Origin of the sequence: Haloimpatiens myeolchijeotgali (assembly GCF_042688525.2) — a bacterium.
Classification (GTDB): domain Bacteria; phylum Bacillota; class Clostridia; order Clostridiales; family Clostridiaceae; genus Haloimpatiens.
On the sequence record NZ_JBHWAB010000001.1, the window covers coordinates 2977995 to 2992792 of the forward strand.

A 14798-nucleotide genomic window follows, 5' to 3' on the forward strand; every position below is an offset into this window, starting at 1 on the left:
AAAGCTTTTCTTAACAGGTCCTATTCCACTCCTATTACTTCAAGGTTACCATTAAAATATTCACTTACTATATCTTGAGGTACGATGGTTGTTCCTCCAATAGAAAATACATTAGTAACACTAGAACGGTGTGACACAGTAAAATCAGCAATTGTAGGATTGTATGCTTTACTTGTAAGTACAATTGGTGAAGAATTTTTTGCTGCTAATGCTGCTCCAGATAAAGCATCTGGGAAATTGGCTCCTGATGCAACATAAACTTTGTTTAGACTAATATCACTAATGAATTCATTAAGTACAGCTACATTAGTTTCATATCTATCTTTTCCAGATAATCTTCTTTTATTTGAGATATTTTTTAATGTATCATCTGTTATTACCCCTGTTCCCCCTACAACATATACTTGAGAAGGATTTTGAGAATCAATATATGCTTTTACATTACTGTATACGCTATTTTTATCAACAAGTAAAATAGGCATACCTTTTATAGCAGCTATCGGTGCAACTGCTAATGCATCTGGAAAATTATTACCTGATACCAAAACTACTTTTTGAACACTTCCTAATTTTTGTGCTACTTTTACACATGTTTCATATCTATTTTTTCCTGCTAATCTTTCTACATTTATTCCCATACTTTTTAATTGATTTTCAATATTTGAGGATACTACACCAGTTCCCCCAACAATAAATACATTTTTTACTCCTAAATCTATTAAAGTATTTTTAGTTTCTAATTTTAAACTTTTACTATCTGTTAATAAAATAGGAGCATTGTATTTTTTTGCTAATGGTGCTGCTGCAAGTGCATCTGGATAGTTTGCTCCTGATGCTAGTACAGCATAATTAGAGGTTGTCCACCCTTGTTTTGCTATTGCTGTAGACGTGCCATATCTATCAGCTCCATATAATCTGTTAATGCTAACTTCTGAATAAACCTTATGATTTGCAAACACTAAAAATGCAAATACTAAAACAATACTACTTATTATTTTTATTCTTCTGTTCATTATTTTCCATTGCCAAAAATCTTACTATATGTTTGGCAATAATTCACCTCCTCCTTTGATTCTTTATCTTTTGTATAGAAGACCTATATCAATTTTAATTTAACATTCAAATTAAGTTTATACTTCATTTCAATACTAATTAAAATTATTTATGACTTTTAAAAATTTTCTATACAATAAAAATTTCTAACTTAAGTACATTATAACAGAAAATAATCAAAATTCTTTGGGGTAAAATATGCCAAAATAATAATTTTAAGAACAATGCACATATTACATAAAAAACTTTTTATATATAGTATTTAAAAATTCTTCTTCATTTACATTCTTAAAATCTTTTCTAACATCAATTACTTTATTTTTTGATATCAATACAAAAGATCTTTTTTTACTATCTGAATAAACTTGAATCTTTTTAGGTAAATTAGTACTCTCTATTCTCAAATCATTATCCCTTTCATTATATATACTCATTAATCTATTTTTATGTAATTTAATTATCAAAGGATATTGACTTTGAAGAACAGTATAACTTAAACTTGTATTTCCATTACCATAAATACAATCTAGTCTTTGAGCTAATATACTTTTATCAAATTTAACATAAGGATCTACATTATCACTTTTTTTATAACCAAGATCTATCAATGTCAAATTAGTTTTATCAATCGGAGTCCTATTTTTACTATTTTGAAAAATATCACTAACAACTACTCCACCTGTAATAGCTAATATTAAAAATACTGAAAGTAATGTACTGCTAATAGTTATTGCCACATTAGTGTCTTTTGAATATCTTTTTTTATTAATAAAACTTTTAACACAAATAGATATTATTATAGGTATACATATCATGCTCAATAAAAAAACTTTAAATACCGCATCAACATTTTCCGTAAATGCTACAACTTTTAATAATCCAAGAAACATTATTAATATGTAAACTTTTGATAATATATTTTTTATCTTTAGTTGTTTATAAGTATTATATGGCATAAACTTATTTTCTTTTAACTTCCATTTAGCTTTTATAAACCAAATAAAAAAGCTAATAATCTGTATGCTGTTCATAATTATATAAGAGAACATCAACACTATTGATCCAATACATAAATTAGATGATAATGTATAATCTAACCTTCCTATAAATAATAGTGTATGCATATTAAATACAAATGCCAAAATTATCACAAATTGAGCCCCTATACTATATAATGAAGCTTTAAAAACAGATTTAAGTTTTTCCACTTCATCAGTATGAATAGAGATAGTTTCTTTATTGTTCTCAGTATAAAAAATTTGGATTTTATCTACCTGACATACATAATTCCAACCTGCAGCCTTACAATATTCTCTGTACTCTAAAGCCTCACAACTATCTTTATGATCAAATATAGAAATTTTATTAAGTACATCTACTGAATATTTTATTTTTTTAGGTTCTATTTTTTTAAATTTAAAGAAAAATCCTTTGGCCCATTGCAACAACCATCCCTTTTCTGCCATTTGTTCAAGGTATTCTTCTACAGCAGTACATTCATAAGGTAAATACTGAAAAAAGGTGATTTTTGAATCTCTGTTTATCATATTTCTCCCTCCATGTATACTTCGCCATCATTTACCATAGTAATTAACCTTCTATACTCATCTAATAATATTTCTTTTCCCTTATCAGTGATTATATAACTTCTTTTTCTCCCTTGTATTTTTGTTTCTATTATCATCTTTTCCTTTTCAAATTTACCAAGAAGCGTATATAGAGTTCCCGGTCCAACTCTTACACGACCTTTAGAAATATCAATTACAGACTTCATAATATCTACACCACATCTTTCTTGTAATAAAGAAATTAGTATGTAATACATTGGCTCTGTTAAATTTTGAAATTGCTGCCTTGCCATTTGTTATCACCTCTGTAATATCGAGTATCGATATTTATATATTCATTTTATTATCGATACTCGATATTGTCAATATTTTTAATTATGATAATAAATTTATTCAACTTTGGCAGTAAAAAAATACTGTCTAGCGAAGGGAAATGATATATTGCGTAAGAAACATTTGAACAAAGTTTACAAGTTCTTAGCAAGATATCCTTTCCCGTAGCGACTGTTTTTCACCTGCGAAAGTTGAGTAAATTTATATACTGCATAAAACCATTCTAGCTGAAAATATCTAATTTACCCAATAATAACAAGCAAATCATTTTTATCATAATATATATTACATAATGCATTATTTTAATGACAATACTATTAGATTTAAATACTCTATTATATATATTTTAAAAATTTAATTAATGGGGAGAGTGGATTTAAATTGACTATAGATAAAATTCAAAAATGTAACACTTGTGATTTTTTTGAATCAGAAATAAAAAAATGTAATTATGATATTAAAAATGAAAATTCAAATATAGATTTTAATTCAATTTCTGTATCTGTTCTACCTACAAATGCAAAGTGGTCAGATATGGAGGGTTTTACATCATATAAGTTTGGTCCTTTCCATTTTAATTTTATAAATGAAAATAACGATACTATAGCTGGAATATCATTTTATATATATTATAATTGTCATGGAAAATTTAATTCTTCTGGTCACTATTTAGCTGGAGTAACTGTTGCTCCACAAACAATTTTCGCTAATCCTGGTTGCTACTTTTCTTGTAATGTTACTGCTAGTGATCCATTGAATTTTGGTACTGTAATAGACCCAATAGCTGGCATAAATTTAAACGTACAGATGCAAGTTAAAAGTTATAATAACTTGATATTAAAAAGACATCATAATTTGTTGACTTCATATACTTCCAATGATGGCCTTAATATAATAAACCAATATTTAATTGTTTGTGTTCACGGTGATAGTAAAGCATACGTAGTTACCGGTTATCGTTATTAGATTTCCATAAAAAATGAGACTAAATGATTATCATATCTAGTCTCATTTTTCTTATCAATTTCTATCCTTAATGAATTTAAATTCTCTTATCTATAATTCTTCTTATTTTACCAGTACGTCCAACTCGTTCTATTGTACAAGGTGCCAACAGCTGAACATTAATATTATTAATTAAATTTTCTCTGTAATCTTTTCCTATACTTTTTATATTAGTTTTTAATAAGTATTGAATTTTTTTAGTTAATTGTTCATTCTTAGTAGGTATGTTTTCATTTTTAGTTTCTATCTTAAATGTAACATCTCTCATGTTATCTACATTTTCAACAACTATTTGAAAAAATGAAGATACTTCTTTTACATCTTTTAAAGTATCATATACATCATTTAAATATATATCTGATACATTAAACCTTACAACATCATCTGTTCTTGATAATAGCTTAAATTTTTTAGATGTTCTACCACAAGCACATGGACTATTAACCCATTGTATCTTATCACCTATTCTATATCTTATTATTGGATGAAGAGTTTTATTTAATGCCGTTACTATTGCCTCACCATTTTCATCACTTTCTAAATAACACCATTCATCCATCACATGGTGTTCGGTTCCTTTACAAGATTCACATTGAAAACCAATAGGCCCTATTTCTACTGCAGCATAACCAAAAGAAGCTATAACCTCTGCTCCTAAAATCTTCTTCACATATTCTTGGGATTTTTCAGAGATGTGCTCCCCTGCATAATAAACTTTTTCTATTTTTATACTTTCATTTAATTTCTCTATTTCTCTTGTTAACAATATAATATTTCCTGGAAGTCCTATGATTACATTTGGTTTAAATATTTTTAAATATTCTATAGTTTCCTTTTCTGATTGATTAGCTGTAAGAGATAATATTTTGCATCCTACTTCTTCTATCCCCTTGTTAACTGCTGAAAATGCTGTCCAAAGTGCACCTGCTTTCATATAATTAGCAACAAAATCCTTTTCATTAATACCAACAGCTTTAAAACCTTTTCCAAAAGCTTTTTCAGAGTCCTCAAACTCCTTATTAGAATATGCTACATACTTCATTTTACCCGTAGTTCCACCAGCTGAAAATACATAGCACTGCTTCATTTCTCTTGTTAACATATGGTTGCTTTTGTCTATACTATTATTAAACATATACTTTTTTTCTAAAATGGGAACTTTTTTAAACTCATCCAAACTTTTTAAAGGAAGTTTAATATTCTTATAAAACTCCTTATAAAAAGGTGCCTTCATAGCCTCTTTTAATAAAACATTTAACTTAGAAAGCAAAATTTCTTCCTTTTTCTTTTTCTCTATAAATTCCAATCCAAAATTATTATCCTCTAAGTCTTCTTTGTTTATATATTTTACAAGTAAACTAGCCAAATGTTTTCCATCATGTGCCTGAGATTCATCATTAGATTCATTCATAGATCCAGGTTTACAAAATCTCATTACCCCATATTTCATAAAATTCTCTATAATATCCTGTAGTTTTTCCTTAGATACTACCCCTAAAGTAGACATATAATATTTTAACTCTTTTAAATTTCCTTTAAATATATCCTGATAATTCTCAACTATATTCACATATACAGTTCTATTTAAGGGTGAATTTATAAAATCATTGCTTTTTTGAACTATTATAGTATGGGCAGCATTCTTACCTTCTATAACTCTACAATTATTATTAAATTCATTCCATTTTGCTATTTCTCTCTCTTTTCTTATTTCTAGAGCAGAATCCAATGTCAACTTATTTTGTGGAAACTCCCTAGCTAAGTTTTCCAAACTCTCTGTCAAATACTCAATAAATTTTTCATCTTTATTAGAACTTTCTATAAATATATTTTGACAGCTTGTACAAGCTCTTTGTTCCCAGCATACTATATCCTTTGCAAATCCCTTTGCTGCATTTATTAGTTCATTATCCTCCAAATTATTACATACAAGTCCAAAGCTTATCTTAGGACCAAAGGAGTAAATATCTGTTTTAGCAGAAAGTCCATTTTTATAATTTAAAACAGCCTTTTCTCCTCCGAAAAGTAATATAGCATCAAAATTATTCTTAACTATTGTTTCTACATTTTTATTATTACTTCTCCAATAAGTCATAGCAATATATGGTACTATTACTTTATCCTTATCTACTTCCATTAGTGCTTCATAAAATAATACAGGAAATAAAAAATCTTCACTAGAAACTTTTAATATATTCACATTTTTAGTAATTATTCCAATTACTAGAGAATCTATAGAGCCCAAAAAAATATTGCCTGCAGCTACATGAAGTACAGATCCTATAGGAACTACTCTATTAGCCTTAGAGCATGTGTCATTTATAAAATAATCTAAACTATGGTAATTACCAATACATTGAAGCCTTTTTTTCAAAGCGTTTATACTCAACATCTCTGGTATTAATTCCACTGCTTTTTTGACCATATCAACAGAATAATTAGTTATACCTGGCATTTTATTAATCAATTCCTTATAATAAAAACCTTTTTTATCAGTAAGTTTATTTGCAGTATCCTGTAACACTTGTAGTATCTTATCTATAGGTATTTCTCTGAATTGCTGAGACTTTCTATTAAGTATATCTTCAGCAAAATATCTATTAGCTAATTCTTCAGATAATTCATCCTTCAAATTTAATTTTTCCCCAAATAATATATGTTTAAATTGACTTAATTTCATATCGTTAACCACTCCCTATTTGCTCTTACTCAAAATATCTTGAGCTTTAATAGCACATCCTTTATGTTTTTTGATTCCTCCACGTCTTACTTTTTTTATATAATCTCCTTTTATACCGCATTTACACTCCTTACCCAATACCGCAATATCTGTAGATAACAAAGATAAATTTGGTTCCGCAATATTATACGGCGTTAAAAGCTGAAGCACCCCTTCTTCTCCATAATCCTTTTTTTCTAAGGTTATAGGATCTCTTACCAAAACTTTACTATATATTGGCACATGCAAATGCCCTTCAGGGCATGAACAATATGGCACTCCATGTTCTGCCATACCATATGTGTCTCTTATATTATTAGGATCTAACCCTATATTTTCTTGCATGTAATCTAGGAAATCTTTTAATTCCATGCTTTTACCAAGATGATTCTTCCATCCTCCTCCTGCTATAACAAATGATTCTTTTTTCACTTTAATTCTCCCATACATCCTTCTTATATCTTCTACCATTTTATACATAAATGCTGGAAAACCTAGTAAACGTACTGGTGCTTCTTTACTTAGCTGAACAAATTTCTTAGCCCATTTTTCACTATCAAAGAAAAATTTTCCCTTAGTTTCATCCCATTCAATCATCCAGTTTGTAGATATTGCAGGTGCTAACTGTAATATTTGATCATCACTCCAACTTGTACCTATGTTTTTTGCATTCTTAATGTCATAAGAAAACAAGAAATAGTGCACTGGAGTTTTACTTCTAAACCCTACAGCATCGAAAGCATTAAGTGACAATTCTTCAAGTCTTCTAAGAGATCCTTTATCAAAAAAGCTTGAGTCTTCTGTCCATTGGTTCCTGAGCTTGTCAATATCATATCTAAATCTTCTTCTCTAAAATTACAAAAACTATTAAGTTTCATAGTTCCCACAAAAAGAAAAGGTATTTTATATATTTCTTCTACATTTTTTACATGATTTATATTGAATTTATTTTTTTCTGCTAGATATTTTATATATGGCTGATTTTTCAATTGAAATTTATAATTTTCAATCATACTATTTAAAAATAATTGATCTGTTTCTTTAGAAAAATTAAATGCTCCTTTTTTTGCACATAACTCATCAATATACGAAAATTTCATACACTCATTCTCCCATTCTCTAAATTATCAATATAACAATTTCTAACATAATTTAATAACCTTTGTCCCATTTTAGAGCTCATGCTTATATTTTCAAAATCAACTTTATCTTGAATATATTGAAGTATTAACTCATCATCTTTATTATATGAGGGCATAATTCCTGCAAAAATAAACCCCTTATTCTCCATATATTCACAAACATAAGGCGTAAATTTATCGTTTAACTTAATTCTTAAAACCATAATCTTTTTTCCCTGAGCCTTTAATTTATTTATTGTTTTTGAAATTTCACTTAGTACTTCTCTGCCAAATTCATCCACAAACATCACAGCTTCCATCTTTTCTTTAGAAATCACCCTAATCTTACCTGCCGGTAAATCCCTCATATTTACTTTACCTATATCTTTAAATTTAAATTCAATTCCCATATTGTTATAAATTTCTTTAATAATATCCATGTGTTTTATAATTTTATAGAAACTTTTTCTTTTGAAAGGTTTTTTTAAATATCTATAACCTAATAATAAATTTTCTCTTTTATCTATTTCATTACATATACCTTTGAAATTTAATGATTTAATTCTAGACAAAAGTAATGCACATTCTTTAAATCCATTTTTGCTAGCTGATTTTTGAGAATAATTATGACTTGTAACAGACCTTACAAATACCGATTTAATCTTCTCATGCTGACATATTTTTATTACCTCTTTTGTTAAATCTTTGAGATAACCTCTCCCCCTGTAAAAAGGATGTATGAATGCACAAGACAATTCATATATAGGTAAATTATTTTCTTTCTCTAATGCAATATGTCCAACTACTTGTCCATCTTTACCAATGGCTACATAAGATATTATCTCTCCCAACTTATTTAATTTAATAAGTTCTTCTTGAGAATATATATACCTATGAATATATGATTTTCCATAAGCCCTATAGGCACACTCTACTACCTCCTTTGCTTCTTTTTCTTCCATTTTTTTTACCTTAAATTCTTTATTTATATTATTTTTATGAAAACCTGTACAATTTTTAAGCATACAGTACCCTCCACACTATTTGTGCATTTTTGAAACTTCTATTACAGTTTTATGAATATCTTCCATATTATCCTACACTACTTCCAATAAATTTGCAATATTTACTTCATTTGTAAATGATGTTAAATAAATTATTTCTTTTTTTGTAAACATGTAGTTTCCTTTGTAGAGCAAAAATTAAAGCAGCAATACTACTTTTTGAATAGTATTACTGCTTTTAGTCTTACACTATCTTTGTTGTCCACTCTTCACAATTCCATACATCTGTAACTATATCTCTATAAAACTCAGGTTCATGGCAAACCATAAGAATGCTGCCTTTGTAGTCTTTTAGTGCTCTCTTTAATTCATCTTTTGCCTCTACATCTAAGTGGTTAGTAGGCTCGTCCAATATTAGTATATTAGTCTCTTTATTAATTATTTTACATAACCTAACCTTTGCTTTTTCTCCACCACTTAACACTACAACTTGACTTTCTATATGCTTTGTAGTAAGTCCACATTTAGCAAGTGCTGCTCTCACCTCATATTGAGTAAATCCAGGGAAGTCCTGCCATACTTCCTGTATACATGTATTATAATTTGCCTCTTTTTCTTCTTGTTCAAAATAACCTATATACTGATAATCTCCTAGTTCAATTTCACCTTCTAATGGTTTTATTTCCCCTATTAAACTTCTTAATAAAGTGGTTTTACCTATACCATTAGCTCCAACTAAAGCTATTTTTTGTCCTCTCTCCATTAATAAGTTTAATGGTTTTGACAGCGGCTCATTATATCCTATAACTAAATCCTTAGTTTCAAATATTAATTTTCCTGAAGTTCTTGCTTTTTTAAAGTTAAATTCAGGCTTTACTTTTTCCTTTGGAAGTTCTATTCTCTCCATTTTATCCAATTTTTTTTGTCTAGATTTTGCTCTACCAGTAGTGGAAATTCTAGCTTTATTTCTAGCCACAAAATCTTCTAATTTTTTAATTTCTTGCTGCTGTCTTTCATAAGCTGACTCTAATTGTTTCTGTTTTTGTTCCTTTATTCTTAAGAAATTATCATAATCACCTACATATCTATCCAGCTTTCTATTATCCACATGATAGATTAAATTAATTACACTATTTAAAAATGGTATATCATGTGATATAAGTATGAAAGCATTTTCGTAATTTTGAAGATATCTCTTAAGCCATTCTATATGTTGTTCATCCAAATAGTTAGTAGGCTCATCTAATAATAATATATCTGGATTTTCTAAAAGTAATTTTGCTAAAAGTACCTTTGTTCTTTGACCTCCACTTAATTCTGATACATCTTTATCTAAACCTATATCTCTAAGTCCAAGTCCCCCTGCTACTTCTTCTATCTTTGCATCAATAACATAAAAACCATTATTATCTAATAAATCCTGTATAGTTCCCATTTGTTCTAAAAGTTTTTCTAGCTCTTCAGGAGATGCATCACTCATTTTTTCTGTAATACCCATCATTTCTTCTTCTAAATCAAACAAGTATTTAAAAGCACCTCTTAATATATCTCTAATTGTATTACCCTTTTGAAGTTCTGCATGCTGGTCCATATATCCTACTCTAACTCTATTTGACCACTGTACCTTTCCTTCATCAGGCATTAATTTTCCTGTTATTATATTCATAAAAGTAGATTTTCCTTCTCCATTAGCACCTATTAATCCTACATGTTCTCCTTTTAATAGTCTGAAGGAAACATCTTCAAAAATAGCCCTATCTCCAAATCCATGACTTACATTTTTAACTGTTAATATACTCATACATCTTCTCCTTTGTATACAATAATATAATGGTATTGCCTGTAGTAACTTGCACACTATTATATAGACTAGCACAAAAATACTGTATAGCGAAGGGAAATGATATATTGCGTAAGAAACATTTGAACAAAGTTTACAAGTTCTTAGCTTTACGAATTTGAAAAAAGTTATTTTTTAATTACTGATTCCTACGGAATATTAATTAAAAAATCTTTTTTCAATATGAGTAAAGTTTAGAACTTGTTACTGAAGTGAAAGGTTTCTAAGCAATATATCATTTCCCGTAGCGGCTATTTTTCATCTGCCAAAGTTGAGTTATTTATCTTCTCAGCTAATTCATTTAGGTATGTCCATCTTTCCATTAATTCTTCCAATTTGGTTTCCAGCTCGTCTTTTTTCTCTAAAAGTTCCTCAAGCAAACCATAATTACTTCCTCCAGTGCCCAACTTCTTCTCTACCTCTGCCAATTCATTTTCAACTTCCTCTATTACTCCATCTATTTTTTCATATTCTAACTTTTCTTTATAAGAAAATTTCAATGTTCTATTTTTATTTTTTTGCTTATCAACTTTTTCATTTTCGTTTTCTTCAGATTTATCTTTAGATGTTTTACTTATATTAGCTTTATTATCATTATTAAACTGTTTATTAGTCTTTTGAATAAACTCAATGTACTCAGAATAATTTCCAGTATGCTCTAAAATTTGTCCATTTCCCTGAAAAGCTAATATCTTATTTGAAATTTTATCTAAAAAATATCTATCATGAGAAACTGTAATTACAGCACCATTAAATGCTTCTATATAATTTTCTAATATATTTAAAGTTTCAATATCCAAATCATTTGTAGGCTCATCTAAAAATAATACATTAGGTGCATCCATAAGTACTCTTAATAAATATAATCTTCTCTTTTCTCCACCTGATAATTTTGATATAGGTGACCATTGAAGTTCACCTGGGAACAAAAACTTTTCTAACATTTGAGAAGCACTTATAGAAACCCCATCTTTTGTTTCTATATACTCTGCACCTTCTTTTATATAATCAATAACTCTCATATTAGGATCCATTTCCTTATATTCTTGAGAAAAATAACCCATCTTTACTGTTTCTCCAACAGCTATATCCCCTCTATCGCTTTTTAACTTTCCACATAAAATATTTAATAATGTAGATTTTCCGGCGCCATTCTTTCCTATAATACCTATTCTGTCATCTTTACTTAATATCAAACTAAAATTTTCTATAATTTTTTTATCTTCAAATTTTTTGCTTATATTATCTACTTCTATAACCTTTTTGCCAAGTCTTGTACTTGCTACAGATATTTCTACATTTTCATCTTCTACATATCCTTCTTGTTCTACTAAATCTTGAAATCTATCAACTCTTGCCTTTTGCTTTGTACCTCTAGCTTTAACCCCTCTTTTAATCCACGCAAGTTCTCTTCTTAATAAATTTTGTCTCTTTTCTTCTAAGGATTTTTCAAGTTCTTTTCTCTCTACTTTTGATGTTAAATAAACACTATAATTTCCTTCGTAACTATATAATTTACCTCTATACAATTCTATTATTCTATTAGTAACTCTATCTAAAAAATATCTATCATGTGTAATCATTATCAATGCGCCTTTTCTACTGTTAAGGTACTCTTCAAGCCACTTAATTGTTTCATTATCCAAATGGTTAGTAGGCTCATCTAATATTAAAAGATCACAAGGTCTTATAAGTGATTCTGCTAAAGCTATTCTCTTTCTCTGACCGCCTGAAAGATTTCCTACTTTTTCATTAAAGTTATTTATACCAAGTTTAGTAAGTATAGTTTTTGCGTTACTTTCAATCTGCCATGCATCTACTGCATCCATCTTGTTACTTAATTCCATTAATTTATTTTGAAGGGACATATCCTCTGGATTTTTCTCTATTTTACTTATTACATCTTCATATTCTCTCAAAACCTTCATTATTGGAGAATTGCCTTTAAATATCTGCTGAAGAATTGTTACATTATCATCAAAATTTATTTTTTGCCTTAAATGTTCTATTATTATCTTATTTGCTTTAGTTATATTACCACTATCATAATTTTCAATGCCTGAAATTATCTTTAGAAGAGTAGATTTTCCTGTTCCATTGATACCTATAACCCCTATCTTCTCTCCTTCGTTTATTCCTAATGATATATTATCTAATAATATTTTCTCTCCGTAACTTTTACTTAAGTTTTCAATAGTTATTAAGTTCATATGACCTTTCCTTTCTTAATAGTGAAAATTTGAGAATAGTATATATAAAAATTATGTACTTATATTATAACTTATTTTTTGTTAATTCAACTTTCAAAAATAAAAATAATCGCTGGGAAAAATGATATTAAAGAAAAAAAGCACCCATCCGACCAAAAATAGTGCTTTTCTCTAAAATTAATTATTAATTTGCTCAACTTTCGCAGGACAAAAATACTATCATTTCCCGCAGCGACTGTATTTTCAACTACGAAAGTTGAGTTATTTAATTTGTAATATATTTTAGCAAATCTATATATTCTCATAAATGATTATTTTTTTGCTTCAAAAATACAGGCTCCTGTAGTTATTGATATATTGCCATTTTCTCTAATATAATCTTCTATATATTTTGTTAATTGTTGTCTTTTTTCTCCTACAAGTACAGTACTTCCTTTTATTGTAGAAGCTTTATAAGAAACTACAGGTTCAGCTTTATCTACTACAATTTTCCCTGACAAAATATCTTTTTTAACTTTATCAAAATATTTTGTCAATAGTAGTTGTCCACTTTCACTATCAAATCTTTCTCCCATTCCATTGTTACTTAATCCAATTTTAGGATCAAATTTTTTCATAAGTTCATTTAATTCGTACATAGCATCAGGTGTATTTGTGGTTGCGTAAAATAAACCTCCCCTAGTAAGAACTCTTTTTATTTCAAATAAAGCCTTTTCTATATTGGGAACAAGGTATAACATGTGTCTTGCAATTACTACATCAAAACTCTCATCTTCATATGGAATGCTTTGTATATCAAATTCTTTATACATAAAATTATAATTCAGTTCTTCCAATTCTTCTTTTGTACTTTTCAACATTCCTTTAGAAAAATCAGCTAACGTGATACTCCATTCTTTATTTAGATATTGTCTATTTTTAGACCATAATCTTCCTGTTCCACAACCTATTTCTAATATTTTTGCTTTCTTGGGAAACCTCATTTTGCTAAAACACCAATTATCCCAATCTACTTTATTAATATTATAGCTGTGAAGATTACATCTAGAGTTTAAATTTTCGGCTGTTTTATACTGCTTTTTAGCAAACTCACCAATTCTCAAGTTTTCCCCTCCTATATCCTATGACGTATTTCAAAATATTTTGATTCAATCCCATCTTCAACAAATGTATCAACTTTTACAAACCCAACCTTCTCTAATAGACCTATTGATCCATAATTATTAGAATATGTAAATGCTCCAATTTTTTCTATATCAAACTTATTAAATACTTCCTTTACAAAAGCTTTTGCTGCCTCTGTTCCTATGCCTTTACCCCACAACTTCTTTTCAAAAATCACAATACTTAGCATGCACATTTTTTCATTACTCTCATCTATACTATAACACCAAATATCTCCAACATACCTACCTTCAAAATAGATTACTTTACCGTAACTCAAAGCATCTTCTGTAAGCGACTCTTCAAATAATATTAATGCTTCTTCTAAAGATTTAGTACTAAAGGGAAATAATTTTTTTATTTCTTCATCTTGAGTCCTTTCCCAAAATATCTTAACATGATCTTTCATTCTTGTTTTCAACATTATTTTCACAGCAATCATCCTTCCTATAAAAAATAATTAATAATGAAAGAAGGGGCTGTCGCATTAAGAAATATATTGTAGTATTTACTCTTAGTGCAACAGCCCTTTTTTCTAAGTCTTGTTGAAACAAAACTTTTTCCGCAGTAAAAAAATACTGCTTAGCGAAGGGAAATGATATACTGCGTAAGAAACATTTGAGCAAACAACTAGTAATTCTTGGTCTAAAAATTCACAGTATATTAGACAACATTTTTATATTATAAAATAAAACCTTTTGCCTGTGGTAAATATCTATATAGTGTATAGGATATCATTGGAACAAAGTCTACAAGTTCTTAGTCTTACGAATTTCAAAAG

At 28.2% G+C, this 14798-nt stretch carries 12 protein-coding genes; 1 reads left to right on the forward strand and 11 read right to left on the reverse strand.

What is annotated here, in order from left to right:
- Window positions 1-20: 20 nt before the first annotated feature.
- The 3 genes from ACFIJ5_RS13290 to ACFIJ5_RS13300 form a co-directional block, all read right to left on the reverse strand.
- Window positions 21-1013 (reverse strand): cell wall-binding repeat-containing protein, encoded by a 993-nt coding sequence (locus ACFIJ5_RS13290; RefSeq protein ID WP_379807806.1) that lies wholly within the window; start codon window positions 1011-1013, stop codon window positions 21-23.
- A 273-nt stretch (window positions 1014-1286) separates the two neighbouring features.
- Window positions 1287-2600 (reverse strand): DUF2812 domain-containing protein, encoded by a 1314-nt coding sequence (locus tag ACFIJ5_RS13295; protein ID WP_379807808.1) that lies wholly within the window; start codon window positions 2598-2600, stop codon window positions 1287-1289.
- Window positions 2597-2914, reverse strand: a complete 318-nt coding sequence (locus tag ACFIJ5_RS13300) for a PadR family transcriptional regulator (RefSeq protein ID WP_379807810.1) — start codon at window positions 2912-2914, stop codon at window positions 2597-2599. The genes ACFIJ5_RS13295 and ACFIJ5_RS13300 overlap by 4 nt, the downstream gene beginning before the upstream one ends.
- A gap of 421 nt (window positions 2915-3335) precedes the next feature.
- Between ACFIJ5_RS13300 and ACFIJ5_RS13305 the strand changes: the two genes are divergently transcribed.
- Window positions 3336-3920: a hypothetical protein gene (locus tag ACFIJ5_RS13305; RefSeq protein WP_379807812.1), complete on the forward strand. Its 585-nt coding sequence runs from the start codon at window positions 3336-3338 to the stop codon at window positions 3918-3920.
- 76 nt (window positions 3921-3996) lie between these two features.
- Here the strand turns inward: ACFIJ5_RS13305 and ACFIJ5_RS13310 are convergent, their stop codons facing one another.
- From ACFIJ5_RS13310 to ACFIJ5_RS13345, 8 genes are all read right to left on the reverse strand, one after another.
- The gene (locus ACFIJ5_RS13310; protein WP_379807813.1) at window positions 3997-6639 is read right to left on the reverse strand and encodes an acyl-CoA reductase; all 2643 of its coding nucleotides are present in this window, start codon (window positions 6637-6639) and stop codon (window positions 3997-3999) included.
- Between the two features lie 15 nt (window positions 6640-6654).
- Window positions 6655-7431 carry a LuxE/PaaK family acyltransferase gene (locus tag ACFIJ5_RS13315; RefSeq protein WP_379807815.1) on the reverse strand — a complete coding sequence of 259 codons (777 nt, stop codon included), beginning with the start codon at window positions 7429-7431 and terminating at the stop codon, window positions 6655-6657.
- Window positions 7404-7778, reverse strand: a complete 375-nt coding sequence (locus tag ACFIJ5_RS13320; protein ID WP_379807817.1) for a hypothetical protein — start codon at window positions 7776-7778, stop codon at window positions 7404-7406. Before ACFIJ5_RS13320 ends, ACFIJ5_RS13315 begins: the two co-directional genes overlap by 28 nt.
- Complete coding sequence (locus tag ACFIJ5_RS13325; RefSeq protein ID WP_379807819.1) at window positions 7775-8824, reverse strand: GNAT family N-acetyltransferase; 1050 nt, start codon at window positions 8822-8824, stop codon at window positions 7775-7777. Before ACFIJ5_RS13325 ends, ACFIJ5_RS13320 begins: the two co-directional genes overlap by 4 nt.
- A 223-nt stretch (window positions 8825-9047) precedes the next feature.
- Window positions 9048-10604 (reverse strand): ABC-F family ATP-binding cassette domain-containing protein, encoded by a 1557-nt coding sequence (locus ACFIJ5_RS13330; protein ID WP_379807821.1) that lies wholly within the window; start codon window positions 10602-10604, stop codon window positions 9048-9050.
- 290 nt (window positions 10605-10894) lie between these two features.
- Complete coding sequence (locus tag ACFIJ5_RS13335) at window positions 10895-12853, reverse strand: ABC-F family ATP-binding cassette domain-containing protein (RefSeq protein ID WP_379807823.1); 1959 nt, start codon at window positions 12851-12853, stop codon at window positions 10895-10897.
- Between the two features lie 311 nt (window positions 12854-13164).
- Window positions 13165-13956, reverse strand: coding sequence for a class I SAM-dependent methyltransferase (locus ACFIJ5_RS13340; protein ID WP_379807825.1), 792 nt, complete (start codon window positions 13954-13956; stop codon window positions 13165-13167).
- Between the two features lie 11 nt (window positions 13957-13967).
- On the reverse strand, window positions 13968-14441 hold the full coding sequence (locus ACFIJ5_RS13345; RefSeq protein WP_379809614.1) for a GNAT family N-acetyltransferase: 474 nt from the start codon (window positions 14439-14441) through the stop codon (window positions 13968-13970).
- Window positions 14442-14798 lie beyond the last annotated feature (357 nt).